This window comes from Chelativorans sp. Marseille-P2723 (assembly GCF_902809845.1).
In the GTDB taxonomy this organism is placed as follows: Bacteria; Pseudomonadota; Alphaproteobacteria; order Rhizobiales; family Rhizobiaceae; genus Chelativorans.
Genome location: NZ_CADDWI010000013.1, coordinates 1,059,062 through 1,085,785 on the forward strand (window position 1 = coordinate 1,059,062; position 26,724 = coordinate 1,085,785).

Annotated in this window: 26 protein-coding genes and 1 CRISPR repeat array; of the genes, 12 read left to right on the plus strand and 14 right to left on the minus strand. The window is 60.4% G+C overall.

Annotation, left to right across the window (positions count from 1 at the left end; genetic code table 11):
- The first annotated feature begins 242 nt into the window (after window positions 1-242).
- Genes HUS57_RS16335 through HUS57_RS16370 form a run of 8 tightly spaced genes read left to right on the plus strand, consistent with a single transcriptional unit; the run spans window position 243 to window position 9,765 of the window.
- Window positions 243-4,028: a nitrate reductase subunit alpha gene (locus tag HUS57_RS16335; protein ID WP_173934930.1), complete on the plus strand. Its 3,786-nt coding sequence runs from the start codon at window positions 243-245 to the stop codon at window positions 4,026-4,028.
- Window positions 4,025-5,551: a nitrate reductase subunit beta gene (gene narH, locus HUS57_RS16340; RefSeq protein WP_173934931.1), complete on the plus strand. Its 1,527-nt coding sequence runs from the start codon at window positions 4,025-4,027 to the stop codon at window positions 5,549-5,551. Before HUS57_RS16335 ends, narH begins: the two co-directional genes overlap by 4 nt.
- Window positions 5,548-6,249 carry a nitrate reductase molybdenum cofactor assembly chaperone gene (narJ, locus tag HUS57_RS16345; RefSeq protein ID WP_173934932.1) on the plus strand — a complete coding sequence of 234 codons (702 nt, stop codon included), beginning with the start codon at window positions 5,548-5,550 and terminating at the stop codon, window positions 6,247-6,249. The genes narH and narJ overlap by 4 nt, the downstream gene beginning before the upstream one ends.
- A gap of 10 nt (window positions 6,250-6,259) precedes the next feature.
- On the plus strand, window positions 6,260-7,042 hold the full coding sequence (gene narI / locus HUS57_RS16350; RefSeq protein WP_173934933.1) for a respiratory nitrate reductase subunit gamma: 783 nt from the start codon (window positions 6,260-6,262) through the stop codon (window positions 7,040-7,042).
- Window positions 7,039-7,959 (plus strand): peptidylprolyl isomerase, encoded by a 921-nt coding sequence (locus HUS57_RS16355; protein WP_173934934.1) that lies wholly within the window; start codon window positions 7,039-7,041, stop codon window positions 7,957-7,959. The genes narI and HUS57_RS16355 overlap by 4 nt, the downstream gene beginning before the upstream one ends.
- A complete protein-coding gene (locus HUS57_RS16360; protein WP_173934935.1) occupies window positions 7,959-8,276 on the plus strand; it encodes a hypothetical protein in 318 nt (105 codons plus the stop codon). The genes HUS57_RS16355 and HUS57_RS16360 overlap by 1 nt, the downstream gene beginning before the upstream one ends.
- Window positions 8,260-8,472, plus strand: coding sequence for a hypothetical protein (locus HUS57_RS16365; protein WP_173934936.1), 213 nt, complete (start codon window positions 8,260-8,262; stop codon window positions 8,470-8,472). Before HUS57_RS16360 ends, HUS57_RS16365 begins: the two co-directional genes overlap by 17 nt.
- A gap of 57 nt (window positions 8,473-8,529) precedes the next feature.
- Complete coding sequence (locus HUS57_RS16370) at window positions 8,530-9,765, plus strand: MFS transporter (RefSeq protein ID WP_173934937.1); 1,236 nt, start codon at window positions 8,530-8,532, stop codon at window positions 9,763-9,765.
- A gap of 79 nt (window positions 9,766-9,844) precedes the next feature.
- On the opposite strand, the gene HUS57_RS16375 is transcribed toward HUS57_RS16370, so the two are convergent.
- From HUS57_RS16375 to HUS57_RS16405, 7 genes are read right to left on the minus strand one after another with little or no spacing between them, the layout of a single operon-like run.
- Window positions 9,845-11,170, minus strand: a complete 1,326-nt coding sequence (locus HUS57_RS16375; RefSeq protein ID WP_173934938.1) for an ArgE/DapE family deacylase — start codon at window positions 11,168-11,170, stop codon at window positions 9,845-9,847.
- Window positions 11,171-11,172: 2 nt separating this feature from the next.
- The gene (locus tag HUS57_RS16380; protein WP_173934939.1) at window positions 11,173-12,129 is read right to left on the minus strand and encodes an ABC transporter permease; all 957 of its coding nucleotides are present in this window, start codon (window positions 12,127-12,129) and stop codon (window positions 11,173-11,175) included.
- Window positions 12,126-13,097 (minus strand): ABC transporter permease, encoded by a 972-nt coding sequence (locus HUS57_RS16385; protein WP_173934940.1) that lies wholly within the window; start codon window positions 13,095-13,097, stop codon window positions 12,126-12,128. The genes HUS57_RS16380 and HUS57_RS16385 overlap by 4 nt, the downstream gene beginning before the upstream one ends.
- 10 nt (window positions 13,098-13,107) lie before the next feature.
- Window positions 13,108-14,091, minus strand: coding sequence for an autoinducer 2 ABC transporter substrate-binding protein (locus tag HUS57_RS16390; protein ID WP_173934941.1), 984 nt, complete (start codon window positions 14,089-14,091; stop codon window positions 13,108-13,110).
- A 33-nt stretch (window positions 14,092-14,124) separates the two neighbouring features.
- The gene (locus HUS57_RS16395) at window positions 14,125-14,892 is read right to left on the minus strand and encodes an ATP-binding cassette domain-containing protein (RefSeq protein ID WP_173934942.1); all 768 of its coding nucleotides are present in this window, start codon (window positions 14,890-14,892) and stop codon (window positions 14,125-14,127) included.
- A 16-nt stretch (window positions 14,893-14,908) separates the two neighbouring features.
- On the minus strand, window positions 14,909-15,691 hold the full coding sequence (locus HUS57_RS16400) for a glutamine amidotransferase (RefSeq protein WP_173934943.1): 783 nt from the start codon (window positions 15,689-15,691) through the stop codon (window positions 14,909-14,911).
- A gap of 49 nt (window positions 15,692-15,740) precedes the next feature.
- The gene (locus HUS57_RS16405; RefSeq protein ID WP_173934944.1) at window positions 15,741-16,772 is read right to left on the minus strand and encodes a LacI family DNA-binding transcriptional regulator; all 1,032 of its coding nucleotides are present in this window, start codon (window positions 16,770-16,772) and stop codon (window positions 15,741-15,743) included.
- A gap of 825 nt (window positions 16,773-17,597) precedes the next feature.
- Between HUS57_RS16405 and HUS57_RS16410 the strand changes: the two genes are divergently transcribed.
- A complete protein-coding gene (locus tag HUS57_RS16410) occupies window positions 17,598-18,353 on the plus strand; it encodes an SDR family NAD(P)-dependent oxidoreductase (protein WP_173934945.1) in 756 nt (251 codons plus the stop codon).
- A 23-nt stretch (window positions 18,354-18,376) separates the two neighbouring features.
- Window positions 18,377-18,772: a CRISPR direct-repeat array (repeat unit 29 nt; unit sequence GGGCGTATCCCCACACGCGTGGGGGAACC).
- 129 nt (window positions 18,773-18,901) lie between these two features.
- Window positions 18,902-19,354: a hypothetical protein gene (locus tag HUS57_RS16415; RefSeq protein WP_173934946.1), complete on the plus strand. Its 453-nt coding sequence runs from the start codon at window positions 18,902-18,904 to the stop codon at window positions 19,352-19,354.
- Window positions 19,355-19,357: 3 nt separating this feature from the next.
- Here the strand turns inward: HUS57_RS16415 and HUS57_RS16420 are convergent, their stop codons facing one another.
- Entirely contained in the window at window positions 19,358-20,413 is a 1,056-nt protein-coding gene (locus HUS57_RS16420; RefSeq protein WP_173934947.1) for an IS1595 family transposase, read from the minus strand.
- Between the two features lie 408 nt (window positions 20,414-20,821).
- Between HUS57_RS16420 and HUS57_RS16425 the strand changes: the two genes are divergently transcribed.
- A complete protein-coding gene (locus HUS57_RS16425; RefSeq protein ID WP_173934948.1) occupies window positions 20,822-21,886 on the plus strand; it encodes a hypothetical protein in 1,065 nt (354 codons plus the stop codon).
- A 64-nt stretch (window positions 21,887-21,950) separates the two neighbouring features.
- Window positions 21,951-22,202: a hypothetical protein gene (locus tag HUS57_RS16430; protein WP_173934949.1), complete on the plus strand. Its 252-nt coding sequence runs from the start codon at window positions 21,951-21,953 to the stop codon at window positions 22,200-22,202.
- Window positions 22,203-22,286: 84 nt separating this feature from the next.
- Here the strand turns inward: HUS57_RS16430 and cas2e are convergent, their stop codons facing one another.
- Genes cas2e through HUS57_RS16460 form a run of 6 tightly spaced genes read right to left on the minus strand, consistent with a single transcriptional unit; the run spans window position 22,287 to window position 26,577 of the window.
- Window positions 22,287-22,589 (minus strand): type I-E CRISPR-associated endoribonuclease Cas2e, encoded by a 303-nt coding sequence (gene cas2e / locus HUS57_RS16435; protein WP_210256087.1) that lies wholly within the window; start codon window positions 22,587-22,589, stop codon window positions 22,287-22,289.
- Between the two features lie 7 nt (window positions 22,590-22,596).
- Window positions 22,597-23,466 carry a type I-E CRISPR-associated endonuclease Cas1e gene (gene cas1e / locus HUS57_RS16440; protein WP_173934951.1) on the minus strand — a complete coding sequence of 290 codons (870 nt, stop codon included), beginning with the start codon at window positions 23,464-23,466 and terminating at the stop codon, window positions 22,597-22,599.
- Window positions 23,467-23,476: 10 nt separating this feature from the next.
- Window positions 23,477-24,205 (minus strand): type I-E CRISPR-associated protein Cas6/Cse3/CasE, encoded by a 729-nt coding sequence (locus HUS57_RS16445; protein ID WP_173934952.1) that lies wholly within the window; start codon window positions 24,203-24,205, stop codon window positions 23,477-23,479.
- Window positions 24,202-24,930 (minus strand): type I-E CRISPR-associated protein Cas5/CasD, encoded by a 729-nt coding sequence (gene cas5e / locus HUS57_RS16450; protein WP_173934953.1) that lies wholly within the window; start codon window positions 24,928-24,930, stop codon window positions 24,202-24,204. The genes HUS57_RS16445 and cas5e overlap by 4 nt, the downstream gene beginning before the upstream one ends.
- Complete coding sequence (gene cas7e / locus HUS57_RS16455; RefSeq protein ID WP_173934954.1) at window positions 24,923-26,050, minus strand: type I-E CRISPR-associated protein Cas7/Cse4/CasC; 1,128 nt, start codon at window positions 26,048-26,050, stop codon at window positions 24,923-24,925. Before cas7e ends, cas5e begins: the two co-directional genes overlap by 8 nt.
- Window positions 26,047-26,577, minus strand: a complete 531-nt coding sequence (locus tag HUS57_RS16460; protein ID WP_173934955.1) for a hypothetical protein — start codon at window positions 26,575-26,577, stop codon at window positions 26,047-26,049. The genes cas7e and HUS57_RS16460 overlap by 4 nt, the downstream gene beginning before the upstream one ends.
- Between the last annotated feature and the right edge of the window lie 147 nt (window positions 26,578-26,724).

A 26,724-nucleotide genomic window follows, 5' to 3' on the forward strand; every position in this document is an offset into this window, starting at 1 on the left:
GGTAGCAGGACGCTCCTTTGAAGCGCATTCCCTCGGCGTATTGCCATGTTTATTTCCCGAGTTCGTTTGCATAGCGGCGCGTATTCGTACCCTGCCGCTCCTCCCCACGCGAATAGCGGACTGCACAAAATTCCGCCTAAGCAAATCTGCGATTGACGTTGATAACAGGATTCCGCACCCTAGTTCCTGTCGGAGCTACTGAAATGCATACGGGTGCCCAAGCCCATTTGGGGGGAGTAACCATGAGCCATTTCCTCGACCGGCTGACATTTTTCCGGAGGGACCGGGAAACCTTCGCGGACGGCCACGGCATCACGACAAGAGAAAGCCGCAAGTGGGAAGACGCTTATCGAAAGCGTTGGGCATCCGACAAGATCGTCCGCTCCACTCACGGCGTGAACTGCACCGGATCGTGCTCGTGGAAGATCTATGTCAAGGGCGGGATCGTCACCTGGGAGACGCAGCAGACCGACTATCCAAGAACACGGCCCGACCTGCCAAACCACGAGCCTCGGGGCTGCCCGAGGGGAGCAAGCTACTCCTGGTATTTGTATTCCGGCACCCGCATCAAATATCCTCTGGTACGCGCACGTCTGATCAGGCATTGGCGTGAAGCCAGGAAGACCATGAGTCCGGTCGCTGCATGGCGGGCAATCGTCCAGGACAAGAAAAAGCGCCGCGACTGGGTTTCCAGGCGGGGCCGGGGCGGCTTCGTCCGCGCCGGCTGGGACGAGATCATGGAACTGATTGCCGCGGCCAACGCCTATACGATCCGTGAATACGGGCCGGACCGGGTCGCCGGCTTCTCACCCATTCCGGCCATGTCCATGATCTCCTATGCAGCCGGCTCGCGATATTTGTCGCTGCTTGGGGGCACGGTTCTTTCCTTTTACGACTGGTATTGCGATTTGCCGCCATCCTCGCCCCAGGTCTGGGGTGAGCAGACCGACGTACCCGAGAGCGCCGACTGGTACAATGCGGGTTTCCTCCTTGTCTGGGGCTCGAATGTGCCGATGACACGGGCGCCCGATGCCCATTTCTACGCGGAGGTGCGCTATCGGGGCGCCAAGAGCGTCGTCATCGCTCCCGACTATAACGAGGCGGCAAAGTTCTCCGATATGTGGCTGCATCCGAAACAGGGCACGGATGCAGCGCTTGCATTGGCGCTCGGCCATGTCGTTTTGCGTGAATTCTACCTCGACAGGCAGACGGAATATTTCCTGGACTATACGCGGCGGTTCTCCGACTTTCCTCTTCTTGTCACGCTGAGCGAGCGCGACGGGCATATCGTTCCCGACCGTATGCTGCGGGCGGCAGACCTCGCTGACAACCTTGGCGAAACCAATAATCCGGACTGGAAGACGGTCGGTATCGATGAATCGACCAACGAACTGGTGGCTCCCCAAGGCGCAAGCGGCTTCCGCTGGGGCGACCAGGGCAAGTGGAATCTTGAGGAAAAGGATGGCAAGGGGCGCGACATCCGGCTGCGCATGAGTCTGGCCGACGCGCATGACGAGATTGCTCCCGTCGCTTTCCCGTATTTTGGCGGCAGTGCGGCGCATGACTGGGTGGCGACCGGACATGAAAACATCCTGGTGCGCAATGTCCCTGTGCGCCTCATTGAACGTGCCGATGGAGGCAGGGTCCGTGTTGCGACCGTGTTCGACCTGTACTGCGCCAGTTACGGTCTCGACCGCGGTTTCGGGGGCGACAATGTAGCCAAGAGCTTCGACGAAGATATCCCCTTCACCCCCGCCTGGGCGGAGAAAGTGACGGGTGTTCCGCGACAGGCCATCATCCAGGTAGCGCGCGAGTTCGCGGCCAATGCGGAGATTACCGAGGGCCGCTCCATGGTGATCCTCGGGGCGGGGCTCAATCACTGGTATCACATGGACATGAGCTATCGCGGCATCATTCAGCTTCTGGTGATGTGCGGCTGCATAGGAAAGTCCGGAGGCGGATGGGCGCATTATGTGGGCCAGGAAAAGCTCCGCCCGCAAACCGGCTGGCTGCCGCTCGCTTTTGCGCTCGACTGGAGCCGCCCGCCCCGGCAGATGAACGGTACCAGCTTCTTCTACGCCCATAGCGACCAGTGGCGCTACGAGACCATGAAAGTCTCCGAACTCCTGTCGCCGCTGGCGCCGGAGGGTGACTGGTCGGGCGCGATGATCGATTACAACATCCGAGCCGAGCGGATGGGATGGCTGCCGTCCGCGCCGCAGTTGGAGACGAATCCGCTTGAGCTTGGGCGCAGCATTGCCGCTTCCGGCCGCGCACCTGGCGAAGTGGTGGCGGAAGGGCTCCAGTCAGGCGAGATCAAGTTTGCGAATACGGACCCGGATAATCCGCGCAACTGGCCGCGAAACATGTTCTTCTGGCGGTCCAACGTGCTGGGCGCCAGTGGCAAGGGCCACGAATATTTCCTGAAGCATTTCGTCGGCTCCTTGCACGGTGTGGTAGGGACCGACGACCGCGAAGAAATCCAGCGGCCCAAGGAGGTCATCTGGCGGGAGGAAGCGCCTGTCGGAAAGCTCGACCTGATGGTCACCATCGATTTCCGGATGTCCACCACCAGCGTCTATTCGGATGTCGTCCTGCCGACCGCGACCTGGTATGAAAAGCATGATCTGAACACCACCGACATGCACCCCTTCATCCATCCACTGACGGCGGCGGTGGACCCCTCATGGGAAACGCGTAGCGACTGGGCAATCTTTCGCGGCCTGGCACAGAAATTCTCCGAGGTCGCGCCCGAAGTGCTCGGGATCGAGAAGGACGTGGTGCTGTCGCCCATCCAGCACGACACGCCGGGAGAACTTGCTCAACCCTATGAACCGAAGGACTGGAAACGCGGTGAATGCGATCCTGTCCCCGGCAAGACGATGCCGAACGTGCATCTGGTCGAGCGCAACTACCCGGAGACTTTCGCCCGCTTTACCTCTTTTGGTCCCGACCTCGAGAACTATGGAAACGGCTCGAAGGGCCTGACATGGAAGGCGGACCGCGAAATCGAGCTTCTGGGAAAACTGAACGGAATTGTCCGCGAGGGTCCGGCCGCAGGCCGGCCGAAGGTGGATGCCGACATCGATGCCTGCGAGACGATCCTGATGCTTGCGCCAGAGACGAACGGCGAGGTAGCCATCAAGGCATGGGAGGTCCTCTCGAAAGCAACCGGACGCCCGCATGTGCATCTTGCGGAGGGGAAGGAAGAAGAGAAGATCCGCTTTCGCGACATTGTCAGCCAGCCGCGCAAGATCATTTCCTCGCCGACATGGTCAGGCATCGAGAGCGAAAGCGTCTGCTACAATGCCGGCTATACCAATGTCCATGAGCTGATCCCCTGGCGGACCCTTTCCGGTCGCCAGCAGCTTTACCAGGACCATCATTGGATGCGCGCCTTCGGCGAGGCGTTCGTGACCTGGAAGCCGCCGATCGACACGCGCAGCGTGGCCCGCGCTCTGGGCAAGCTGCCGAACGGCAACCGCGAGATTCTGCTGAACTTCCTGACCCCGCACCAGAAATGGGGAATCCATTCCACCTATACCGAAAACCTCATCATGCTCAGCCTCAATCGTGGCGGGCCGGCGGTTTGGATCAGCGAGAAGGACGCGGCGGAGGCCGGAATCGTCGACAATGACTGGATCGAGGCGTTCAACGTCAACGGGGCGCTGACCGCCCGGGCCATTGTAAGTCAGCGTATCATGCCCGGCTCCTGCATCATGTATCACGCTCAGGAAAAGGTGGTTAACACCGTCGGCTCGGAGATCACCGGCCAGCGCGGAGGCATTCACAACTCGGTCACGCGCATAAACATGAAGCCGACGCATATGATCGGCGGCTATGCGCAGCTCGCCTACGGCTTCAATTACTACGGGACGGTCGGCGCCAATCGCGACGAGATCGTGATTGTGCGCAAGATGAGCGAGGTGAACTGGTTCGATAAGGTCGTCGAGGACGAGGCGAATGTGGAGGGGGGCACCGCCGATTGGGGGACCGGAAACAAGCAGCGCAGGGAGACCGCGGAATGAGAATCCGAGCGCAGATCTCGATGGTATTGAATCTCGATAAGTGCATCGGCTGTCACACCTGTTCCATCACCTGCAAGAATGTGTGGACCAACCGGGAAGGTGTGGAATATGTCTGGTTCAACAATGTCGAGACCAAGCCAGGTATCGGCTATCCCAAGGACTGGGAGAACCAGAAGCGCTGGCACGGCGGCTGGGTCCGCACCAAGCGCGGTAAGCTCGTTCCCCGGCAGGGATCGAAATGGCGCATTCTATCGAAGATCTTCGCCAATCCGCACCTTCCCGAAATCGACGATTTCTACGAACCCTACACCTACGAATATGAGTGGCTTCAAAAGGCGCCGGAACTGCAGGCGCAGCCGTCAGCCAAGCCCCGCTCGCTCCTGACCGGCGCCGTCATCAACAAGATCGAATGGTCCGGCAATTGGGAGGACATGCTGGGCGGCGAGTTCGAGAAGCGCAGCCATGACTACAATTTCGAAGGCGTCGAGAAGGAAATTTACGGCGAGTTCGAAAAGACCTTCATGATGTATCTGCCGAGGCTGTGCGAACACTGCCTCAACCCCTCCTGCCTCGCCTCGTGTCCGTCGGGGGCGATCTACAAGCGCGAGGAGGACGGAATCGTCCTAATCGATCAGGAGAAGTGCCGCGGATGGCGCATGTGCGTCTCCGGCTGCCCCTACAAGAAGATCTATTACAACTGGTCCACGGGCAAATCGGAAAAATGCATCTTCTGCTATCCGCGTATCGAGACGGGCCAGCCGACCGTTTGCTCAGAAACCTGCGTCGGACGCATCCGCTATCTTGGCGTGGTGCTCTATGACGCCGACAAGATCGAGGCCGCCGCCTCTGTCGCGAACGAAAAGGACCTTTATCCGGCGCAACTCGACGTCTTCCTGGATCCGCACGATCCGCAGATACAGGCAGAAGCCCGGGCACAGGGCATTCCCGACCACTGGATCGAGGCGGCAATCCGTTCACCGATCTATAAGATGGCCGTGCAATGGAAAGTCGCCTTCCCGCTTCATCCCGAATACCGCACGCTGCCAATGGTCTGGTATGTGCCGCCGCTCTCGCCGATCCAGTCGGCCCATGAGGCCGGGAAGATCAGCGCTAAAGATGGGATGCCGGATGTGCGCAGCCTTCGCATTCCTCTGCGTTACCTCGCTAATCTTTTGACCGCCGGCGACGAGGCACCCGTGGCGACGGCGCTGGAACGCATGCTGGCCATGCGCGCCTACATGCGCGCCAAGAGCGTTGAAGGCCGGATCGATCCATCTATTCCCGAGCGGGTGGGCCTCACACAGGCGACCATCGAGGAAATGTACAGGATCATGGCCCTGGCCAATTACGAGGACCGGTATGTGATCCCGACAACACATCGGGAGAGGGACGAGGATGCCTATGTTCTGCGCGGCTCGGCGGGGTTCGGTTTCCAGGAGAGCACGAATGGCGCGACCAGGCTGAACCTTTTCGGAGGCGCGAAGCGGACGCCTCGCAAGCCCTATATGGACATCCCGACATGAGACTGACGATACGCGCCCAGGCTGCCCTGCTCGGCTACCCCTCAGCCGAATTGCAGGCGCATATCGGCGAAATCCGCGATGCGCTCCAGTCTGAGAAGGCTTTGCCGCGAGGGCCGCTGCGCCGTCTGGAAGCTTTGCTTTCACGCCTGGAGACCCAGGATCTTCTCGACGCACAGGCCGACTATAGCGAGCTTTTCGACCGTTCGCGCGCCCTCTCGCTCCATCTTTTCGAGCACGTTCACGGGGACAGCCGGGAGCGCGGACAAGCGATGATCGATCTCGGCCAGCAATATGTCGACCGGGGCTATCTGCTGGAGAGCAACGAATTACCGGACTTCGTACCCGTTTTTCTGGAATTTGTCTCCTGTCTTCCGCCCGCGGAAGCGCGGGTGATGCTGGGCGAGCCCGCCCATATCTTCGCCGCTCTTGAGCAGCGGCTGCGCGAGCGAGGATCGGACTACTCCGCAGTTTTCGGCGCGCTCGTCGAACTTGCAGGCGTGCGGCCGGATTCTGTCGCGCTGGAGGAATTGCAGAAGAACGCGCCCTCGGACGACCCGGCGAAGATCGACGAGGAGTGGGAAGAAAAGCCGGTGACGTTTACCGAACCGCACGAAATGGGCGGCCCTACCGGAATCGTCGCCAAGATACGCGCGGCAAGAAAAGCGATGGGGGGCGCGCGAACGGGGCTCAAGGGTTGAGGAGAGCAAGATGAACGACTTTCTCAATCAGTTGGCGTTCGGCTGGTATCCATATCTGGCGCTGACGGTTCTTTTCGTCGGTTCGATCCTGCGCTTCGATGCTTCCCAATATAGCTGGCGAGCCCAGTCGAGCCAGTTCCTGCGCCGCAGGCAGATGATGATCGGTTCGAACCTTTTCCACCTTGGCGTGCTGGTGCTCTTCGTCGGCCACCTCTTCGGTCTACTGACTCCCATCGGAGTTCTCGACACGTTGGGCATAAGCCACGGTTTCAAACAGCTTCTGGCCCTCGTCGTCGGCGGGCTTGCAGGCATCTGCGCGCTTGCCGGAGCGACAATCCTGCTCCATCGCCGGCTTTTCGATCCGCGCGTCCGGCAAACCTCCTCCTTTGGGGATATTGCCGTGCTCGTGCTCATCTGGCTGCAGCTCGTGCTTGGTGTCGGCACGATCTACTGGACCATGCAGCACATGGATGGCAGCGCGATGGTGCAGTTCATGGGCTGGGCGAGCGGCATCCTGACGCTCAATCCGGAAGCCCCGGACCTGATCGCCGACGTGGCGCTGGTCTACAAGCTGCACATCATTCTTGGACTGACGCTGTTCCTGATTACGCCGTTCACACGGCTGGTGCACATCTGGAGCGCACCCATCTGGTACCTGTTCCGTCCAGGCTATCAGATCGTGCGCTCGCGCGGACCGATCAGGCAGGGGGTGGCCGAGCCCGGGGTGTTGGGCGGATATGGAGGCCAGATAATCGCACGGCAGCAATCGGAAAGTGGGGAGAGCGGAGCATGAGCAACATCACGCCTGGCCGAGACCCCAATAGGGCAAAACGGCCTCAGCCCGTCATGATGAGCGCGTGCCAAAGCGGTGGCTGCGGCGGTGGCGCACTGGCGCGGCGCGCGCCTCCGCCAAGCTTTTCGCAGGTCCGGGTGAACGGTACCGAGATCACGCCCGAGGCGATTGCACGCGAAATCCAGCACCACCCCGCGCCGGAACCGGAGACTGCCTGGAAGGAGGCTGCGCGCGCCCTCGCGATACGCGAACTGCTCCTGCAGGAAGCGCGCCGCTGCGAAATCGAAGCCGAGCCGCAGGCGGACGAGGCCGGCCGGATCGAAACGGATGATGACGCGGTCATCACTGCTTTGCTTGAGGAAAAGATCGCCGCGGCCGTTCCCAGCGATGAGGAATGCCGCCGCTTCTATGACGTGCAACCGGAGCGGTTCCGCACGCCGGATCTCTTCGAGGCAGCGCATATCCTCATAGAGCCCGAAGGGGAAAAGGAGGGCGCATGGGCCGAGGCTGAAGCGCAGGCGCGCGCTATCATTGCCGAGATCGGCGACGATGCGGCAGCTTTCGCAGAGGTCGCAAGGCAGATGTCGGCATGCCCGTCGGCGCATCAGGACGGGTCTCTGGGCCAGGTTCGGCGCGGTGATCTGCTGCCCGAAGTGCAGGATGCGATCGAGGCGCTGAGGGAGGAGAGGACAGGCCGCGAGCCGGTGCGCTCGCGCTATGGCTGGCATGTACTACGCCTGGCGCGGAAGATCGAGGGACGACAGCTTCCCTACGACTTGGTGAAGGGAAAGATCGCAGAGATGCTCGAGGCCCGTAGCTGGTCAGTGAGTGCCGCGCGCTACGTTGCGCAGCTTGCCGCAGGCGCGGAGATCGAAGGGATTGTCATCGAAGCCGCAGTGGAGCCGGGGGCAGCCTGATGGCGATGCTTGGCGACATCCTGGCCGAAGCCCGACGCTCCTCGGATGAATTCGAGAGCTGGCTGGGCGAATGCATGCCTGACCTACTGGCGCGGATCGGCAAAGCCGCTGAGCGGTCGGGCGAAAGTGCAGCCGAATATGTACGTGGCGCTTTGGCGGATTTTTCGCAGTTCGCATCAGAGGAAGAATGGGCCGGCCTGACTTCGCGGATGCGTGACAGCGCTGATCCAGGCACGGCATGCCTTTTGACGATGGTGCGGTGGCGTCTGGCGACCGAATCTGCTGGTGGAGGAGCGGAGCATGATCGACGAACCTGATGGGGGCAAGCGCGACAGAGGGCTGAACCCGGCGCTTAAAAGCCGCCGCGAGACCAGCCACAACACATCGGAGTCAAGCCAGGCGCCTTTCGCGACGGCCTCGGTCCAGCGCGAAGAGGGACGCGCCTGGCCCATGATCTGGCTTGTCATTGCGATCATCGGCCTCCTGATCCTGCTCTATTTGGCCTTCGGCTGAGAAGAGCCATCATTGCGGGCTTCGGCCGAAACCGCCTGCGATCTGCGCGAGGGGAGCATGTCGAATACTCGAAGCATCGTCGTCTTGCTGGTCACCACATGGGCATTCATTGTCTGCTTTGCGGTGTGGATGATGTTCGGCGTGACGGGCATCCCAATTCGGGACGAGCTGGGCCTGGATGCGTTTCAGTTCGGCCTTCTGACGGCTACCCCGGTATTGACCGGGTCTCTGTTCCGCCTGCCTTTCGGAATATGGACCGACCGACTCGGGGGGCGGATCGTCATGTTTGTCTTGCTTCTGGCGTGCGCGATCCCGCTCTGGCTGTCCTCTTACGCGACTGCATTGTGGCAGTTTCTTCTGCTAGGCCTCGCGCTTGGGCTGGTCGGGGCTTCATTTTCAGTCGGCACGCCCTATGTCGCGCGCTTCTTCCCAAAGGAGCGGCGCGGTTTTGCTATGGGCGTATTCGGAGCCGGGACGGTCGGCGCCGCCCTTAACATGTTCGTCGCTCCGGCCTTAATAAACGCCTATGGCTGGCAGGCCGTCCCGCGTGTTTATGCCGTTACTCTCGTCATCACCGCGGTGCTCTTCTGGCTTCTGTCAGCGCCCGATCCGGGTGCAGGACGCACAGCGACCGTTTCCGTCCGCCAGCAACTTGCGGTTCTCAAGGACCCGCGTGTGTGGAAATATTGCCAGTACTATTCAATCCTGTTTGGCGGCTTCACGGCGCTGTCGGTCTGGATGCCCAGTTATTTCCGCAGCGAGTACGGTTTCTCGATTACGCAGGCTGCGCTGTTAGCAAGCTTTTTTTCGCTTCCGGGCGGCGCCTTCCGGGCGCTGGGCGGCTGGTTGGCCGACCGTTTCGGCGCGCACTCAGTGACCTGGTGGGTACTTTGGGTTGCCTGGGTCTGCCTGTTCCTGTTGTCCTATCCGAAGCATGAACTGATCATTCACACTGTCGATGGCGAGTCGCTACACTTTTCCATTGCGCTGCCTTTCTGGTTCTTTGCGGGGCTTCTTGCCATACTGGGCATCGCCTTTGCCTTCGGCATGGCATCGACTTTCAAATATGTTGGCGATGAATTTCCCGAATCCATCGGCACCATCTCCGGTATTGTCGGACTGGTTGGCGGCCTTGGCGGCTTTCTGCTGCCGATCATGTTTGGCGCGATGCTGGAGTTCTTCCGCTTCAACTCAAGCATCTTCATGCTGCTTTACGGAATCGTCGCCGTGTCGCTGGTACTCAATTATGTCACGGAAGTTCGTAAGCTGCCGGTGATGGGTGAACGGACGTAGTCGCGCGTGAATGGGCGATGGCAGCAATTTGTTGCTATCGCGCAGTCAACTCATCGTCCGTTCGGTGCGGCCGCACCGCTCAGGATACGCGGCGGCCGCTCCATTCATGCACGGCAATCGCAATTGCCTTGGTGCATGCCACCAGATCCTCGATGGAGACGCGCTCGTTCGGCTGGTGGGCCTGGGACGGGTCCCCCGGACCAAAATTCACCGTCGGCGTCTGCCCGAGCGTTGTCGGCAGCCCGATATCGCTGTGCGCGCCAAATCCGGAAAGTTCGGGGGATAGGGAAGCCGTCGACACGGCGTGCTGGAACGCGCCGATGAACGGGTGGTCGGCAGGCACCTCCGCGCAATCGGCATCGAGTATCCACTCAACGCGAGCGGGATGCTTGCGCAGATAGGGGTCTGCCTGGCAAATATGCGCAACGTGCTCTTCAATCTCGCGTTTGACGTGACCGCCCAACCCGAATTCATCTTTTTCGCCAGGCAGATACTGGGCGTCGATGATTATCTCCGCACGTCCTGCCATCGATGAGGGATGCTCGCCTGCATTGATCTGGGTGACGATGATCTGGTTCGGAAGATCCATGAGAGGGTGATTCTTCCTGGGATCGAACTGCCAGCGGCGGTTGAGGATATCGATGCCGTCAAGCATTTGCCGGCATAGCTGGATCGCGTCAACCGGGCCTCCCGCATACCAGGCATTGGGCGTCAGCTCGGCATGCCCGCCGATGCCATCGATGATGATCCTGCCCCAAAGGATGCCATGGCAAAGCGGGGCGATGCGGTTTGCCGTCGGTTCGGTCATGATGCCGGCATCGGCGCGGAAGCCGCGATCGACCATGGCAAGCGAGCCCATGCCGCCGATCTCCTCGTCTACGACAGTCGTAAAAACAACGTCGCCCGCAAGCGAAACACCAAGCTCTTTCAATAGTTCTACCGCCATCAGCATGCAGGCGACTCCGCCCTTCATGTCGACCGCGCCGCGGCCGTGCACGAAGCCATCGATGATCTCCGGCTTGAATGGATCGGTGCGCCAGTGCTCCATCGGTCCAGGAGGGACGACGTCGATATGGCCCGTCAGCATGATCGACCGGCCCCCGCCTGTGCCCCTGAGCACCCCACCGAGATTGGGGCGCCCCTCAAAAGTCCTGCCCTTGTGAGCTCCCGGCCGACCGGCATATTTCTCATAAAGAGCAGGGCCATCCGGCTCCCACAGATCGGTTTCCATGCCGATCTTCCTGAGGCGTTCCTCAAGGTAAAGGTGGCAATCGCGCTCGCCCGGACCAGCCTTGCTCGGGTCGCTCATCACGATCGATGGGAAAGCAATGAGATCGCACAGCGTCTCGACGATCCGTTGTGCATTATCCTCAACGTAGTGCGCAATTTTCTGTGGGTTCGGCATTTCTATCCCCGATGTTGAGACAAGCGATCAGCGAGCAGAACCAGGATGAGGAGCAGGCCCACGACCCCGACCTGGAGTACCGTGTTGAAGCCCATTTGCAGCATGGCGGTCTTCAGCGTCACAAGCAGAATGACCGCAGCGAAAACGCCAAAAACATGACCCCGCCCGCCGAAAATCGCGATGCCGCCCAGCATTGCAGCCGTCAGTGATTCCAGTTCGAGATTGACGCCGATGTTAGGCCGGGCGCTACCCAGCCAGGCAAGCGAAACGAGTGCAGCGAGCCCGCTGAGGGCGCCGCCGAGCGTGTAGAGCAGTATGCGTACGCGATCGACGGGGATGCCGACCAGACGCGCCGAGCGCTCATTGTAGCCCATTGCATAGATCCAGCGTCCCCACGACGTTAGGGAGAGGATAATGGCTGCCATTATGAAGGCGGGAAGGACCAGCGTCAGGAAGGGCAGCGGGATCACTCCCCAGGAGCCGCGCCCCCAGGTCAGCGACCAGGTTGGAACGCCAGATATGGCGCTGCCGCCTGTGAGCGCCAGCGCGACGCCGGAATAGATATAGAAGGTGCCGAGAGTCACAATCAGCGGATAAAAGCCAAGCCTGGTGACGAGGATTCCGTTCGTGAGCCCGAGCCCTGCACCGATCGCGACACAAAGTAGCGGCATCCAGCCTGCGTCCAAGCCTGCAACCAGCGCCATCATCGTCAGAACGGCCGTAAGGGAGACGTTTCCACCGACCGAAAGGTCGATTCCGGCCCCACCGGCGAGAATGACCAGCGACTGGCCGAGAGACACCAGAGCCAGGATTGAGGCGAATTGCAGAATGCCGGTGAAGGTATAGACGTTCAGGATATGCGGCTGAAAAAGGGCAATCGCGGAAATCAGCCCCACCCATAAGAGGGCAAGGACGAGAAGGACGGGCTGGTTGCGCCATGCGCCGAGCAACGCGCTCATGCGGGCCTCCTTCGCCAGATCGAAACAGGCATGCGTCCGGAAAGAGCATCGAGGCACAGGACGGCAATGAGCAGGCCGCCCGTCACGACAGTCTGCCAGAGCGACGGGACACCAACCAGCAGCAAGCCGTTCTGCAGGATGCGTATAAGAAGGACGCCGAGAACAGTACCCACAAGGCTGCACCGACCGCCAAGGATGCTCGTTCCGCCAAGCACCACTGCAGCAATTGCTTCAAGGGCGAGAGTGCTGCCGATCGACATTTCGACATTCCGGTAGGTGGCGACATAGAAGGTCGCCGCGAGGCCGCAAAGGGCACCATTGATCACGAAAGCAGAAAATTGCACTTTCCTGACCGACACCCCGGAAAGCCGCGCCTTGGTTTCAGAGTTGCCGACCGCCAGCAGATGGGGGCCAAAGGGTGTGCGCCGCAGTGCTACCCAGATGACGAGATAGGCGGCGGCGATGGTCCACGCCATTAGCGGCACGCCCATGAAACTGGATGACACAATTGCCGTCAGGTCCGTCGGCAGACCGGAAAGCCATTGGCCGCCCAGCCATAGAAAGATTGCCGTACGGAATACGCCAAAAAGCCCAAGGGTTGCCACGATGGGCGGTATACGCCCCAGAACGACCACCGATGCGGTAACGATGCCGAGGGCGGCACCGACCAAAGGGCCGACCAGCGCCGCCGCAAGCGCGCCGAAACCTGCGGCCAGCACCTTGCCAACGCCAATAGCGGCAAGCCCCATGGCAACGCCCACCGAAACATCGATGCCTCCCATGGCCAGCAGCAGTGTCATGCCAAGCCCGATCAGGAGAAGCTCGACGCTGTTGCGCAGGATCGTGGTCAGGTTGGTGGCGGTTCCAAAATGGTCGGACACCATGGAAAATGCGATGATCGCCACCAGGCATGCAGCCGCAAGGGTGAGCTCACGGCTGCTCAGAGTGAGAATTCGGCGCAGGTTCATCTAGAGCGCTTCAGAAGTCAAAGTCGTCGACGTTCTCCGCCGTGAAAACAGCCGGTGCGCCAAGCAGAAGCACGCCTGTCGCTTCATCATAGGCGATCGGCTCATCGAAGCCCGTCACTTCGTTCTCTGCCTGGAACTCATTGCCGTCAATGAGCTGCTTTCCGGCCCAGACCGTCAGGTAGCCAAGCTTCGCAGGATCCCACAGTACGGAGAAGCCGAACGCGCCGCTCTTGATGTAGGAGCGGGCTGTGTTGGGGCTGCAATAGCCGGTGCCAACAACCTCGCCGATCCTATTCGCCGTCTCGATAGCTTGGCCGACGCCAGGACAGGTGGTCGAGGCGACGGCGATGATGCCCTTAAGGTCCGGGTTGGAGGCCATCATATCGGTCGCAATCTGTGCCGCGCGCTGGGCAGTGCCCCCGGCGAACTGCGGTTCGAGCAGCGTTACATTCGGATAGCGCTCGGCAACACGCTCCTGCATGAAGCCGATCCAGGCATTGAGGTTGGAAGCGGTTGCCTCGCCGGAGACGATACCGATCTTGGCATCCTCGCCCACGCGCGCAACCAGTTCGTCGATAATCGTGTAGCCGAGGCCTTCATCCGTAGCTTGCGCCACATATACCGCGCGGCCACTATCCGGTGCATCGCTATCGCTAGTGTACAGGTGAATATCTTGAGCACGCGCCTGCTCCACGACCGGCGCGATGCTCGATGCATCGAGAACGCTGACCGCGATGGCCTCGACGCCCTGGGCAATCAGGTTCTGCACGATCTGCAATTGGTCGATCGGGTTGGTATCGACGGGTCCTGTGTAAATGAACTCGACGCCAAACTCCTCTGCGGCGTCCTTGCCGCCTTGCTCCATGGCGTTGAAATATGGAATACCCACGATCTGCGGCACAAAAGCCACGCGTGGCGTGTCCTGCGCGAAGGCGCCGGCCGAGAGCATTGCAACAGCGGATGCGGATGTCAGGATTTTCAGGTACTTCAACATAGCGTGGTTCTCCTCCGAAGTTTGACGCGCGGATTATAAGTTTGCCTGTTCGAGCGCGCGCACGTCGGGATGCGCGCCCGTTATGAAGGAGACAATCTCTTCCGGATCCGTTGCCCGCCTCTCGCGTTCGGCGATCTTCCGGCCACGCCTGAAAACCACGATGCGGTCGGCTACTTCGAAAACATCTGAGATATTGTGGCTGATCAGCAAGACAGCGCAGCCACGCTCGGCAAGCCGGCGGGTGAGGGCAAGCACCTTGCGGGTTTCCGCTACGGCCAACGCTGCCGTCGGCTCGTCCATGATGACGAGCTTTGCATTGAGATTGAGCGCCCGGCATATCGCCACCGCCTGCCTCTGCCCACCCGAAAGAGAGCCTACCGGAGCTGCGGGGTCGGAAATATGTGCATCAAGCTCTTCGAGCAATTCCGCTACACGCTCGCGCATGGCACGGCTGCGAAGGAATGGTACGCCGAGCACGCGCCGGGTTATCTCGCGACCAAGAAAAACATTCTCCGCAATAGAGAGGTTCTCCGAAAGTGCGAGTTCCTGGTAGATCGTGGCGACACCGGCTTCCGCGGCATCCCTTGGCGATGAGAACGAGACCGGCCGGCCCTCGATGCGCAACTCCCCTTCTGACTGCGAGTGCGCCCCGGCGAGAATCTTGATGAAGGTCGACTTCCCGGCGCCATTGTCACCAAGAAGGGCAAGGACTTCACCCTTCCTGATATCGAGATCCACGCCCTGAAGCGCAGTCAGCGCGCCAAAGCGTTTCGTGACGTTGCGTGCGGTGACGAGGGCCACGGAAGCCTCCTTGCCATCAGGGCATATCTTGGGAGGAAGCTGTCAGCCAGGAAAGGCAGTTCTTCCAGAAGGTCCCGTAGCCATCCCATTTTGTGAATTGCTGCGGCAGCCAGTGGTGTCCAATATCGGACATCCAGGCGATCGTCCGCCCCTTTCCGAACCGGCCGGTAACGAGCAGCGGGTGCCCGCCCTCTTCCTCAGGCAAAGTAGCCAGCACCTCGATGCCTGGTGCCTGTTTCACCACCACTTCGTTTGCGCCCAAAAGAAGCGGCCACTCTCCGCCAAGCCCTGCCAGGATCGGGTGGTCCGCTTTCATGACCCTGGCACGGTATCCCTCCGGCACCTCAATCCGATCGTCGTAGGGCAGGCATTCCACCGGCAGTGCTTCCTCCACCGGGGTCCGGCGCCACCGGGCCTTGCCGTCGATGCCCTGATAGCTGAAATAGCCGCCGATCATCATCAAGCCGCCGCCATTGCGGGTCCATTCCCGCAGCAGCTTGAGGCGGTTCGGTACCGGCTTGCCGTGAAGCCAGACGTCCGGGTGCAGAAGCAGCGTGTTGGATCCCACGTCTGAAAGCATGATTGCATCGTAAACTTCCAGATCGCTCATCTGGAAAGGCAGTTGCTCGGCCGCCTCGTGAGCCGGCATGTAGGTGAGGTCGAACTCGCTACCTTCGAGCGACTTGACGAAATCCTCAGCACCCAGATGAAAGGTCACGCTGCCGAACTGGTCAAAGCCCTTGTAATGTGTCGAAGAAGACACCCAGCTCTCGCCGACCAGCAGCACCTTCTTTGTCATGTCGAACCTCCCTGTTTCGCATTGTGCCTGACTTAAGCCCTTCCCCCTATCAGGCCCGCCCCTTGCGCGGCGCGGTCACCGAAGCACGCTCGACCAGCCGAACCGGCAGTCGCTCCGTGGAAGCCTCCCCGTGTTCACCTGTGATTGCGGCTGCCATCAGCTCGAATGCGCGCCGCCCGATCTCGGCCGTCGGCTGCCTGATGGCAGTCACGGGAGGGTCCAGAAGATGGAGCAGGCCGACATCGTCGAATGTGACGATGGAAATGTCAGCGCCAACGCGCAATCCTTGCTCCCGCAACATTTCAAGCACGCCTAGCGTGATCTCGTCACTGCCGGCAAAAATCGCTGTTACGTCGGGATGACGCGCCATGATTTCGGCCATCGCGGCCCGCCCGTGCTCACGCGTGTAGTCATTCTCCAGGCAGCATGCCAGGCGGGCATCGCTGGAAGAAGAAATCGCGTTAACCAGACCTTGACGCCGTTCCACCGTGCTCATGAGATTTGGCGGGCCACCAATGTAAGCAACCTCCTTGTGCCCAGCCGCAAGCAGGTGCCGGCCGGCGAGGAAGCCGCCTTGTTCATTGTCGGAAAAGACCTTTGCCACCTGAGCGCCCGGCACATCTTCATCGACCAGGACGATGTTGCTGTCAGCTCGGTTGATGGCTTCGGCCAAGGCACCGTCATCGACATGATTGGTGGCAAGCAGCAAGCCGTCGAAAAAGCCCCGTTGTAGCCGCTCAATATAGTCGCGCTCCCTTGCTGGCTTGTTGGAGGTGGAGCAAAGCAGCAGACTCAGCTTGGCATCCTCGGCGCACCGGTCGACCGCGGATGCCAGCCGCGAGAAGAACGGATTCTGTATATCGGGGATGGCAAGGGCGAGGACGTCCGTCCGCCCCCGGCTCAGGCTGCGGGCATATGGATTGGGGCGGTAGCCGAGTTCGGCTATCGCTGCGCGAATGCGCGCTGACGTTGCTGGCGGCAGATCGATACTGCCATTGAGAAAGCGAGAAACCGTCGCCGGCGCAAGGCGCGCGGCCTTCGCAACATCTCCCAGCTTTGGCGTCCTCTCATTACCGGCCATATAAGCATTCTGTCTTAGTAAAGCGATTTAGTAAAGCGCTTTACTAGAGAGCGGCTAGTCCTATTTTTAATGGCTGCTACCGGAGGCCTGTCTTTCCGCCGTGGTTTATCCACCCCGAGCCTGTGAACGAAGCAGGAGTGAATCCGGTATGACCGGTCTGCCTGCTCTGCTCGACGAAACAGCTATGCGCTGATGCGAACGGGCTTCCGGCCTGCCCGAGACCACATAGCTTAGGTAAGGCAGTTTGAAGAGCAGCACATGATCTGTGCGGTTTTTTCCCCGCTGTGATCATGATTGAGGCGGAAAGGACGCTTCAACTGCATTGAAGCCAACCCAAGACAGGCAATGCACAGGAGTTCGGACAATGAACAAGAATCACCATCGAAAAGCCAGGCATAGATAGCCCGATACTCTTGGCGCAGTTGCGGTGTATCTTCGACTGCGAAGAGCGCTTCTCACACGTTTGCCGCGCTGCACTTTAAGAGGCGTGCCCCAGGGTTGGAGGTAGCTGTATTTCCACGCTTAAGGTGCAAGCAACCATCATCATCGCTCTCGACGATGCACCGCGGCCTGGAAATGGCGCTATGCGTGGCTGACCGTTGTCGCCAATCACTCGGAACACCTTTCACGAACAGCCAGCCACGATTTCCCGCTCGGCTTGTCTCAGCCGCTCTGCAAGTGTGCAATTTTCCGCCATACAAACACCGGCATACAAACAAATGTTTGATTGTTTCCGTTCTGCTCATATGATATCCGCCTGCATGGAGAGCATGGCCTGCTGGAAGCGGGCGAATGCGCAATGGAAATTGCCTAAGGAGTGCGAGAATGAAGATCGATGGAACTGCTGTTGTGGTAACTGGAGGGGGCTCCGGTTTGGGGGCTGCGACAGCACGCCTACTGGCGGCAAAGGGGGCAAAAGTCGCGATCTTCGACGTTAACCTTGATGCTGCGAAAGCCCTTGCCGAGGAAATCGGCGGCGTGGCGATGCAGTGCGACGTTTCGGATGAAGCTGCAGCCGACGCAGTTGATGCGGCCGCTGAAGCGCATGGGCCGGCTCGGGTGCTGGTCAATTGCGCTGGAATTGGAGACGCGGGAAAGACAGTAAGCAAGGACGGGCCATTGTCGCTGGCTGAGTTCAGCCGTGTTGTCAAAGTGAACTTGATCGGCTCCTTTAACATGCTGAGGCTTGTCGCGGCGCGGATGGTTAACCTTGAGCCGATCGGCGAGGAGCGCGGAGTTATCATCAATACCGCTAGCGTTGCTGCGTTTGAAGGGCAAATCGGGCAGGTTGCCTACGCGTCCTCGAAAGGCGGCGTGGTCGGCATGACGTTGCCTGCCGCGCGGGACCTGGCGCGTTCGGCAATCCGTGTAAACACCATCGCTCCGGGGCTCTTCTTGACGCCGCTTTTGATGACGGTTTCTGAAGAATACCGTCAAAGCCTAGCAGCGCAGGTTCCTTTCCCGCCGCGGCTGGGAGACCCCAGCGAATACGCCACCTTGGTCGCGCACATCGTTGAAAACACCATGATCAATGGTGAGACGATAAGGCTAGACGGGGCGATCAGGATGGGGCCCAAGTAACCATCGGTTAAAGTCAAGGCTTCGGACGTATCCCCACATGCGCGGGGGAACCGTCTCTTTGCGCTGGCAATCGTGCTTTGTACGGGGCGTATCCCCACACGCGTGGGGGAACCCCTTGGCATCATTCTTGATCTGAAATCATCCGCCGGCGTATCCCCACACGCGTGGGGGAACCCCGCCTCGAAGGTGCGGCCATCGCCCTCAAGCGGGCGTATCCCCACACGCGTGGGGGAACCTAGCCGCGCCCGTACCACGGGTAATACCGCAGGGGCGTATCCCCACACGCGTGGGGGAACCCTCTCGCCGCTGCCGGCCTCGCTTGTCGACAAGGGCGTATCCCCACACGCGTGGGGGAACCGCCGAATATGTGACACCGGCTTGGCTGACATCGGGCGTATCCCCACACGCGTGGGGGAACCTCTGTCCCTCAGTAAGTTGATTTATAACCACAATGTCAAAGAACAATGCGCCATTAGGTAGCAACCGCCACCAGACGTTTAACGCCTGATCTGGTATCCCCTGCGGCCTGGTTCCAGGGGATCGGCGGGATGAGCGTTTCTGACGAGTTGAAGGCGAAGCGAGGCGAACTGGCGGAGCGTATCCGCGACCTGACGGCGGAACTGGCAGATGTGCAGGCGCAGATGGCGGCCGTCGACACGGTGATCGCCATCTACGAGCCCGAATGGAAGCCTGAGCAGCCTCAGAAACGTCGCAGCCGCCCGCCAAAGGCCGAGAGCATCAAGGAACTCGACAAGATCATCGGCGGGACGAACAAGCGCCAGATGACGTTAGATATCCTTCGGACCGCCACCCGCCCCATGTCGACAGCCGAATGCGCGGCCGAATTCGCCACGAGGCACGGACTGTCGGAGAACGATCCGCGTGTCACAGTCATCGGCAACCGCCTGTCCTCTATCCTGGATGCTCTTCAGAAGGCCGGACGGGTCCGCCATGCCGGAATGCTCGACGGGCATCGCAAGCAATGGGAGATCGCCGCCTGAGCCTTAGATCGGCTCGAACGGTCTGTCGAAGTCCTCAAAGGCCGGATCGGGCGGACTGTTGCCCTGCCAGTAGCCGCAGAAGTTCCTCGAGGTCGGGTTCAGCATCACCGCGAACAGCACCAGCGCGGTGAGCTGGCCGTTGCTCTTCCGGCGATGGTCCTCCCGCCAGGCGAGGTCGGCGACGTACCAGTCAAAATACTTCAGCGAGAAGCGATGGTGGATGCCGACATAGGCCCGCTGGATGCGCGAGAAGAAGCTCTCGACATGGTTGGTGTCCGTGCCGTCCTCGGCCTGGTACATCTCCGAATGGTTGACGTGCTTGTGCTCGTTGAGGCCCGTGATGTCCGCGTAGCTCGTGTGCTCGTCGGTGACGATCGTAGCGTCCCGGCTGACGTGGTCGCGGACGGTCGCCCAGGCAGCGTCGCCCTGCTCCTCGCGCACAATGCGCGTGAAGGTCCGCTCGAAGCCGCTGCCGTTCTTTTCGCGCAAGGCAAGCACGCACAGCCGCTTCATGTTCTGGTACTTCTTCAGCCTGCGGTCGATGCGGTCCTCGGCCTTGTTCTTCTGCTTGATGTGGCCGCCCGCGTATTTGCCGTCCATCTGGACTTGGCCGTCGAGCTTCATGCCGACGCGACGGAGCCCCAGCGCCTCCTTGATCTTCAGGGACAGAACCCAGGCGGTCTTGTACTGGACCCCCAACTCGCGGGAGAGGTGGAGTGCGGCCTTGCCCTTGACCGCGTTCACGGACATCCAGATCGCCGCCAGCATCTTCCAGAAGCTCAGCTTGTGGAAGGCGAATACCGTGCCGGAGGTGACGGAGAACTCACGGCGGCAGCCGGAGCACTTGAAGGCGCGCCTGCGGAGCGCGTAGCAGTCGAGAATCCCGCAATGCGGGCAAACCGGCTTCCCTTGCGTCTTGGGCCAGCGGAACTGGCAAAAGATCGCGAAGGCTTCCCCCTCGTCAATTCTGACGAGCTGGTTGATGGTGAGGTCGCGGCATTCCGGCGACAGGAGGAAGTGCTGGCCCTGCTGGTATTTCAGACCTCCGTGCCTCGGCAACGGGGTCGAAGTAGACAGAATCCGAAGATGAGACCTCAAGGACCTTTGGGGTCAGGCGGGGCGTGCGGATAGGCTGGGAATGGATGTTCATGTTCAGGCTCCTGAGGACAGCGGGTCGTCGATACGCATGGCGATACGGCGGCCTCGGGAGGCCGTCGGGATCAGCGCCGTATGCGTATCCGCCTGAACATGAGCGGGGCCCTTAGTGGATCTGGCCGCAGGAGTCGATCGGCTTCTTAACCTGGAGTTAACGGGAGGTAAACGCACCAACTTCATGATGGTTAATTCCAGACGAGTTGACGGAGGCTGTGTTTGCTGGGGAGGCCACGTCGGCTGGGTGGCGATGCGGTTCCAGATGTGAGAACGTCATCAGACCAGGTAGCCCCGAGCATCAAATATGAGTTCACGATGAAGAATATCCTGCCCATGTTGTTTGTAGCGCTGTCGGCTTTGGTTGCACCACAGGCTGAGGCGATCGAGATCTCAATGGAGAGGGGGAACGCGACCTCGATTATCCGAGTCACCGGACCAATCGAAAATGGCGATGCGGAGCGCTTCAAGGCCTACTGGAATGAGAATGCCTACGACTCGTGGAATTTCATTGTCTCTCTGGATAGTCCGGGCGGGAGCCTCATAGACGGCATCGAGATTGGGCGCTTTCTCAGAAAGGTCGGGGCCGATACCGTAGTGAAGCGCTATTCTCCAACCGTTCCGGGCCGCTTTTCGGACGAATTGCCCGGCGCTGAATGCTACTCAGCTTGCGCGCTCGCATTCATGGGCGGTGTGGAACGCGATGTTCCGGATACTGGTAGGATAGGGTTCCATCAGTTCTATGGCGGCGGAGCATCAACAACCGCCGAGGCGATGGAGCGAACCCAGTACATCGCCGCTATGGTGGCAAATTACCTTCGCGACATGGGAGCGAAGGTCGAATTGTTTGAAATCATGTCGTTGAAATCACCTGAAGATATGTTCGTCCCGACCCGCGACGAGATTGCTGCCTTGGGCATCGTTCCGTCCACCAGCTTCCACGGTTTCCGACTTATGCCTAAAGACGGCTTGATAGTCGCTACCGCGACGAACGAACGAAATCCCAATATGCTTGAAAAGGTCTACGAAATAGAAACGTTCTGCTGGAAGACGATCCCTATTATCAATCTTTATGCTTCTAGCCCGGAGCAAGGGCTGAGCCAAGATCAAACGACATGGGTCGCTGAAGGCGGCGGATTCCAAATTGAGACTGAGCTTGGCACCTTTGACCACGGCATCGAGCGCATTAGGCTTTACTCATCAACAAGGCTCTTAGCATCTCTGATCCTTGATGCCCGAGTAGCCCGTGCCCTCGGGAGCGGGAACGCTTGGGTAAGGGTGAAAGGCGGCTCTACAGCTTCCGGGGTATTCATGACAGGTGAGATTACCGCACCACCAGGGGGCGATCCTGCCATCATGGCGAGCTTTCGTGAATGCATTTAGTGCATAAGTGATCAATTGCGGCGATACAGAAGATATTGTATCGCTTCTTATTGAGGATGTTCGGATGGACTGGAAAGATAAATTTGAAAGTACCTTTGGATGTAAAGCCATCCTTTGGAGTTTAATTTATCCGCGTGCGATGCTGTTGATTAATTCCGAGGGGATACCTCCTCTATCAGAGGTCGGGGCGTTCTTTACGCGCGAGGTTCCAGAAGTGTCGAGCGTGCGAATAGTCACCCGGAATAACAAGTTCGTTCACTTTTTCAAACCGTCGCACCACGAAGATTGGCGTGTTTCGAAATCCAGCGACGACTAGAGCCGACTGGCACCTGCGCAGGCTCCTATTTCCGTTGGTGGCGGTTGCTACCTAATGGCGGAACAATGAAAGCCTGAGCCGGGCTTAATTCATATTTGGCAGTGCGCGTCTCACCAGCAACATCGCGTCGTGTGAGACGATTTCTTTTGGCGGTTCGCCGAGCAAGGCAAGGCCAAGACCACCGTTGGCGCTACTGTCGGCCCAAGTCATCACAATGCTGCCGCGATGCAACTGGCCATGCCAGCCACTGAGCACCTGCCAGATTTGCTCTCTCACCCGCGCGTTCATGCGCGGGTGCGCATAGACGCCTGGCGCGAGCTCCAGCATCGCCGAGCCCAAAAAGCCGCGGTAGCGGTGCTCCACATCGCGCGTGATGACCACTACCATGGGCATCTCAGATTTCCCTATCCGGTCCGATCAGGCTCTTGATCCTGTCAATCATCGAAGGGATGACATTGCGCTGACGGAACAGCCGGGCGGCACGCCGGCGGGTCAGGCGCTCCACCGATTCGCCAGACTTCAGACACTCCGCGGCGGCACCAAAAGCAATATCCAGGGTCACGTCATGCCGATAAAGATCGGCAATATCGAGCACGAAAGATTGACCGGAATCCTCATGCACAAATCCTAGTTGCGGAATGGCTCCTACAGCTGCCACTGCAACGCAGCCAGCGGCGCGCATGGCACTGGCTGCATGGTTGAGGGCCTGGTTCGGAATGTCTCCCTTATTCGGATTGTCCCGGTCGTAACGGCGCCCTTTCCAAGGGAGTCCGTGCCGTTCGGCGGCAAGTTGATAACTCCGCTTGATGCGGGCACCCTCCTGTCCGCGCAGTACCTCGATATCGCGCGTGCGCACAATCTCTCCGAAACGAATGGCATACATGGCGCGCGCCACCTCCATGCGTGTTGCGGGATCCGCCCATAGACGAACCTGCTCACGCGCTATGGCCGAGCTATCGGGCATCAGCGGAGGGGCGGTGTAGAAGCGGACCGCCCCTTCGCCGATAGCTGCAAGGGCACAGCCATGGCGGGCCAAAAGACGCAATGCATCATGGGTGACGCTCGTTCCGGGCCCAAGCAAGATGACGGACAGGGATTGATGCGGGATCTGGTAATCTCCGGCTTGCAGCTCGCCTCCGCCCGCCGTCAGGAAACGCAAGCATCCGTCCTCAACCTCCAGACGCCCGCGGTCAAGCCAGACCAGGCCATGACGGTCGCTGTGGGGAATTCTGGCTTTCTCCAGCCCGAGGCGGCCGAGCAGCATCTCATCCTCCTTATGCGGGGCGCAGCAGCAGCATGCCGTAGCCGTAGGGTGTGTGCCGTCCCACTCCCCGGCGTAGTTTCTCGGCAAATGCCACTCCATCCGTAATGGACAACTCTCCCAGAAAGGTGACGTCTGGCCCGCTGGAGGATCTGCCGTTACGCAGGGCAGCGCTTCGCTCCATGCCCGTCATGCGTGCGTTTTCGAGCTTTGCGGCGCCTTCCAGACGTTCCGCCAGCCATTGGGCATATACCTGATCGCGCCGTACTTTCTGACTGGCATCTTCCGGAGGGCCGTCGGGGAATCGGTGCAGCGCCTCAAGAAGCCATGCGTCCACTTCCGCTCCCTTGCGGGCGAATGTCCCGACAGGCTTGTGCAGCCGCCGGACGGGCCGGATGCGAACGTCAAAGGCAAGTCGACGGCCCGCGCTCCAGCTCTCCGGCATGGATTTTATGGAAAGATGCTCAAGGCCGAACACTTTCGCGCTCTCCGGCGGCGCGGTTTCGGCGAGAGCACGGTACATGTTCTCAGCGGTCCGGCCCGTATAGCCGTAAAGGGTTGCTGTCCGGGAACCGTTACGCCCAGGCATCAGGCGGAAAGGCTGCACGGCGCTCTTGCCAAAGGCTTCGCAAAGGAAGTGGTGCAGCGCTCGTCCCTCGTCAGCGCCAAGGCCATGTAATGCCGCCAGCCGGCGCAGCTCACGCAGGTCCACGGGAAGGCTGATCATATGGAGCGGATTCATGCGGCAAGCCCTTCCGGCACCACCCGGCCCTCGACGACTTTGCGCGCGCCTCCATGCAGGCCCGTACGCCAGTTGCGAATGTCGGGAAGGTCGACGATGCGATCCACCTTGCTGCCTGTTTCCGGCCCTTCTCCGAGCGGCCAGAAAGCGCGCGCCTTTGCCCCCGCAATCTTGCGCAACGCATCATGGGCGGTCGCGGCGTGGACGAAGGGTTCTTCGCGCAGCAGCGGCCCTGCCGGCAGGCAGGGCTTACGGCCGATGAACAGCGGGCGGGCGGGTTTCGCCAGCGCCTCGGCGAGCGTATCGAGATCGGGGGCAGGACCACCCCGCAGCCGCAGCACCACGACCACATGCGCATCCGTGTGGTAGTCCCGCAACCGCCGGTGCGGTGCTTTGTAAGTCCCGTCGCCGCCGCCACGCTTCTCGAATTCACCCCAGGTTGTCCAGCCCCTGTCGTTTTTCTCAAGCCGCGCATTCTGGGTGTCGGTGAGAAGCCCCGCAGGATTTTCCCGGTCCCGCCTCGCGGCAAAAACGAGCCGCTCCTGCAACTCCTGATGCTTCTTCCAATCCGTGCGGCGGTAGCCCAGCGCATTGGCCAGAAGGCCAGTCATCATGGAAAGCGCGGGAAAATCGCGCGTGATGCCGATATGGTCGATCCTCACGCCCCCGAAGGCGATGAGCGGCGCCTCGAGGTGCAGGGTGAGCCAGCGATGGTCCTCAGGCATCCGGCGCGTCCTTCACCTTTTCCGCCGCCCATCCGGCAAGCGCGGCGAGTGAGCACTTTTCGATTCCGTCGATGTGGCCGTCCACGCACATATGCCGGCGATCCTCGCCGGTAGCATAGGCTTCATCGAACGCCTTGAGCTTCTCCTTCATCTTGTCCAGAGCTACGCCGATATCGTGCGGGATCGCCTCGCGATAGCTCGTGGCCAGCGAACGGGGCTGGCGGTCGCCCGCCTCAATCAGCATCAGATCGGCACGGCCATAGGGCGCGGTGGAGCCGAGCTTTGCGCCGGGTGAGACTTCGGCGATCAAATGGATGAGATTGTGCGTCACGCTGGAGGCCAGATCGCTGTCGCCGCCGCAGTTGGCGATCAGGCCGGGCAAATCAATGACCACATAGCCGTAGAACAGGCCGCAAGTGATCTCGGTTTCCTGGATTGTATCGGCTCCGCCATCATCATCGTCGCGCTTCAGATCATCGACGGCCGTGAAGTAGTCGTCCTCGGATTCAGCGGCATGCACGGTGAAGGCATGGGCAACATGCACCGGAGCGTCGATATTGGCCGCAGGATCGGATGTGACCATTCGCCCGAAAAGTGCGGCGGTCAGACCACCCGGCAGGGCGGTATTTTCGCTCATCGCCTTGAAATTCTTTGTTTTTGCCCACTCCGCGACGGCCATTTCAGCCACTTTGGGGTCGCTAGCGCTTGCGGCAATTTCCTCCGCACGAGCCGCCAGCCATTCCAGTTCGGGTTGGCCAAGAAGCAAGGTTTGCCGGCTTTTCTTGCCCTTGTCAGCCTTTTCACCATAAACCAGCTTTTGGAAGGATGGCTCAAGGACTGCCACCACCGCATCGGGATACCGGCCCTTCAGGGGCGCGATTACCTTTTCGGTGACCAGTTCCCGTGATCGGAAAGAATCCACATAGCCCGCAATGCGTTGTAGCGCATGGGGATCGTTTTCCGCTGTCCTCCAATGCCGCTTGAGGCATTGCGAGGAAATGCGCGTCCGGCTGGTGCCGCCATAGACGAGCCGCTTAGCCTGGCCGCTGTCATCCCGGTTGAGAAGTGCTGCCGTATAGGAGTGGAGAGTATGGATCTGCAGGAAACGCGGGCTGGTCATGCGGCTTCATCCTCCTTGGAATCCGGTTTGGTTTGCGCCCCGTCGTGTGCGCGGTAATAGCTTTCCGCCAAACGGCGGGCATCGCGGACGTCATCGGCAAACAGTAGGCGTGCAATGTCGACGCAGTTGACGCCGTCATGCCCCTTGGCCGCGAGCCAACGGGCCATGCGCTCTAACGATTCCCCGCGTTTGGCGACAGGCAGTGCGAGAAAGTTCAGCAGACGCGTTTCGGGATAACCTGCCTCGAAAAGGACAGCTCCAAGCGGCCTGTCCCTCTGATGCAGCTTCTTGTTCGCGCCCGGCTCACCTTTTGGTGTGAGCAATGCCATAAGGCGAACGAGCAGGAGACCTTTATTGTCGGTGCGCAGGTCATGCTGGACCGCAAGCCGCCAGAAGTCGCCTTCACCCGGGCCACTAGGGTCCATGCGCCGGAGGCGCGCAAGCTGCCCGGGATCGAGTTTCACCATGCTCTGGGCGAGACGAAAGACCATCTCGCCGAGTGTTTGTCCGTTGTCCTCAGGCGGCATCCGTAATGGCCTCCACTTGCTGCGTTTCGAAAAGCTCCGGATGGCGCGCCCTCGCCATGCGGAGCAGGGCCCGTGCCCGCGCCTCGGCGCGCGCGCCTCGGCGCGCGGCCGGAACAGCGAGGCGCAGGGCATCGCAGGCAGGGCTTG

Bases quoted from the DNA above. Each gene is read 5' to 3' on its own strand.
- cas1e (WP_173934951.1), bottom strand. From the start codon at position 23,466: ATGCTGCTCGGCCGCCTCGGGCTGGAGAAAGCCAGAATTCCCCACAGC.
- HUS57_RS16390 (WP_173934941.1), bottom strand. From the start codon at position 14,091: ATGTTGAAGTACCTGAAAATCCTGACATCCGCATCCGCTGTTGCAATG.
- HUS57_RS16385 (WP_173934940.1), bottom strand. From the start codon at position 13,097: ATGAACCTGCGCCGAATTCTCACTCTGAGCAGCCGTGAGCTCACCCTT.
- HUS57_RS16375 (WP_173934938.1), bottom strand. From the start codon at position 11,170: ATGCCGAACCCACAGAAAATTGCGCACTACGTTGAGGATAATGCACAA.
- cas7e (WP_173934954.1), bottom strand. From the start codon at position 26,050: ATGACCAGCCCGCGTTTCCTGCAGATCCATACTCTCCACTCCTATACG.
- HUS57_RS16445 (WP_173934952.1), bottom strand. From the start codon at position 24,205: ATGAATCCGCTCCATATGATCAGCCTTCCCGTGGACCTGCGTGAGCTG.
- HUS57_RS16425 (WP_173934948.1), top strand. From the start codon at position 20,822: ATGAAGAATATCCTGCCCATGTTGTTTGTAGCGCTGTCGGCTTTGGTT.
- HUS57_RS16405 (WP_173934944.1), bottom strand. From the start codon at position 16,772: ATGGCCGGTAATGAGAGGACGCCAAAGCTGGGAGATGTTGCGAAGGCC.
- HUS57_RS16415 (WP_173934946.1), top strand. From the start codon at position 18,902: ATGAGCGTTTCTGACGAGTTGAAGGCGAAGCGAGGCGAACTGGCGGAG.
- HUS57_RS16380 (WP_173934939.1), bottom strand. From the start codon at position 12,129: ATGAGCGCGTTGCTCGGCGCATGGCGCAACCAGCCCGTCCTTCTCGTC.
- HUS57_RS16365 (WP_173934936.1), top strand. From the start codon at position 8,260: ATGATCGACGAACCTGATGGGGGCAAGCGCGACAGAGGGCTGAACCCG.
- narI (WP_173934933.1), top strand. From the start codon at position 6,260: ATGAACGACTTTCTCAATCAGTTGGCGTTCGGCTGGTATCCATATCTG.
- narJ (WP_173934932.1), top strand. From the start codon at position 5,548: ATGAGACTGACGATACGCGCCCAGGCTGCCCTGCTCGGCTACCCCTCA.
- HUS57_RS16360 (WP_173934935.1), top strand. From the start codon at position 7,959: ATGGCGATGCTTGGCGACATCCTGGCCGAAGCCCGACGCTCCTCGGAT.
- HUS57_RS16355 (WP_173934934.1), top strand. From the start codon at position 7,039: ATGAGCAACATCACGCCTGGCCGAGACCCCAATAGGGCAAAACGGCCT.
- HUS57_RS16370 (WP_173934937.1), top strand. From the start codon at position 8,530: ATGTCGAATACTCGAAGCATCGTCGTCTTGCTGGTCACCACATGGGCA.
- HUS57_RS16410 (WP_173934945.1), top strand. From the start codon at position 17,598: ATGAAGATCGATGGAACTGCTGTTGTGGTAACTGGAGGGGGCTCCGGT.
- cas2e (WP_210256087.1), bottom strand. From the start codon at position 22,589: ATGGTAGTGGTCATCACGCGCGATGTGGAGCACCGCTACCGCGGCTTT.
- HUS57_RS16430 (WP_173934949.1), top strand. From the start codon at position 21,951: ATGGACTGGAAAGATAAATTTGAAAGTACCTTTGGATGTAAAGCCATC.
- narH (WP_173934931.1), top strand. From the start codon at position 4,025: ATGAGAATCCGAGCGCAGATCTCGATGGTATTGAATCTCGATAAGTGC.
- HUS57_RS16460 (WP_173934955.1), bottom strand. From the start codon at position 26,577: ATGCCGCCTGAGGACAACGGACAAACACTCGGCGAGATGGTCTTTCGT.
- HUS57_RS16335 (WP_173934930.1), top strand. From the start codon at position 243: ATGAGCCATTTCCTCGACCGGCTGACATTTTTCCGGAGGGACCGGGAA.
- cas5e (WP_173934953.1), bottom strand. From the start codon at position 24,930: ATGCCTGAGGACCATCGCTGGCTCACCCTGCACCTCGAGGCGCCGCTC.
- HUS57_RS16400 (WP_173934943.1), bottom strand. From the start codon at position 15,691: ATGACAAAGAAGGTGCTGCTGGTCGGCGAGAGCTGGGTGTCTTCTTCG.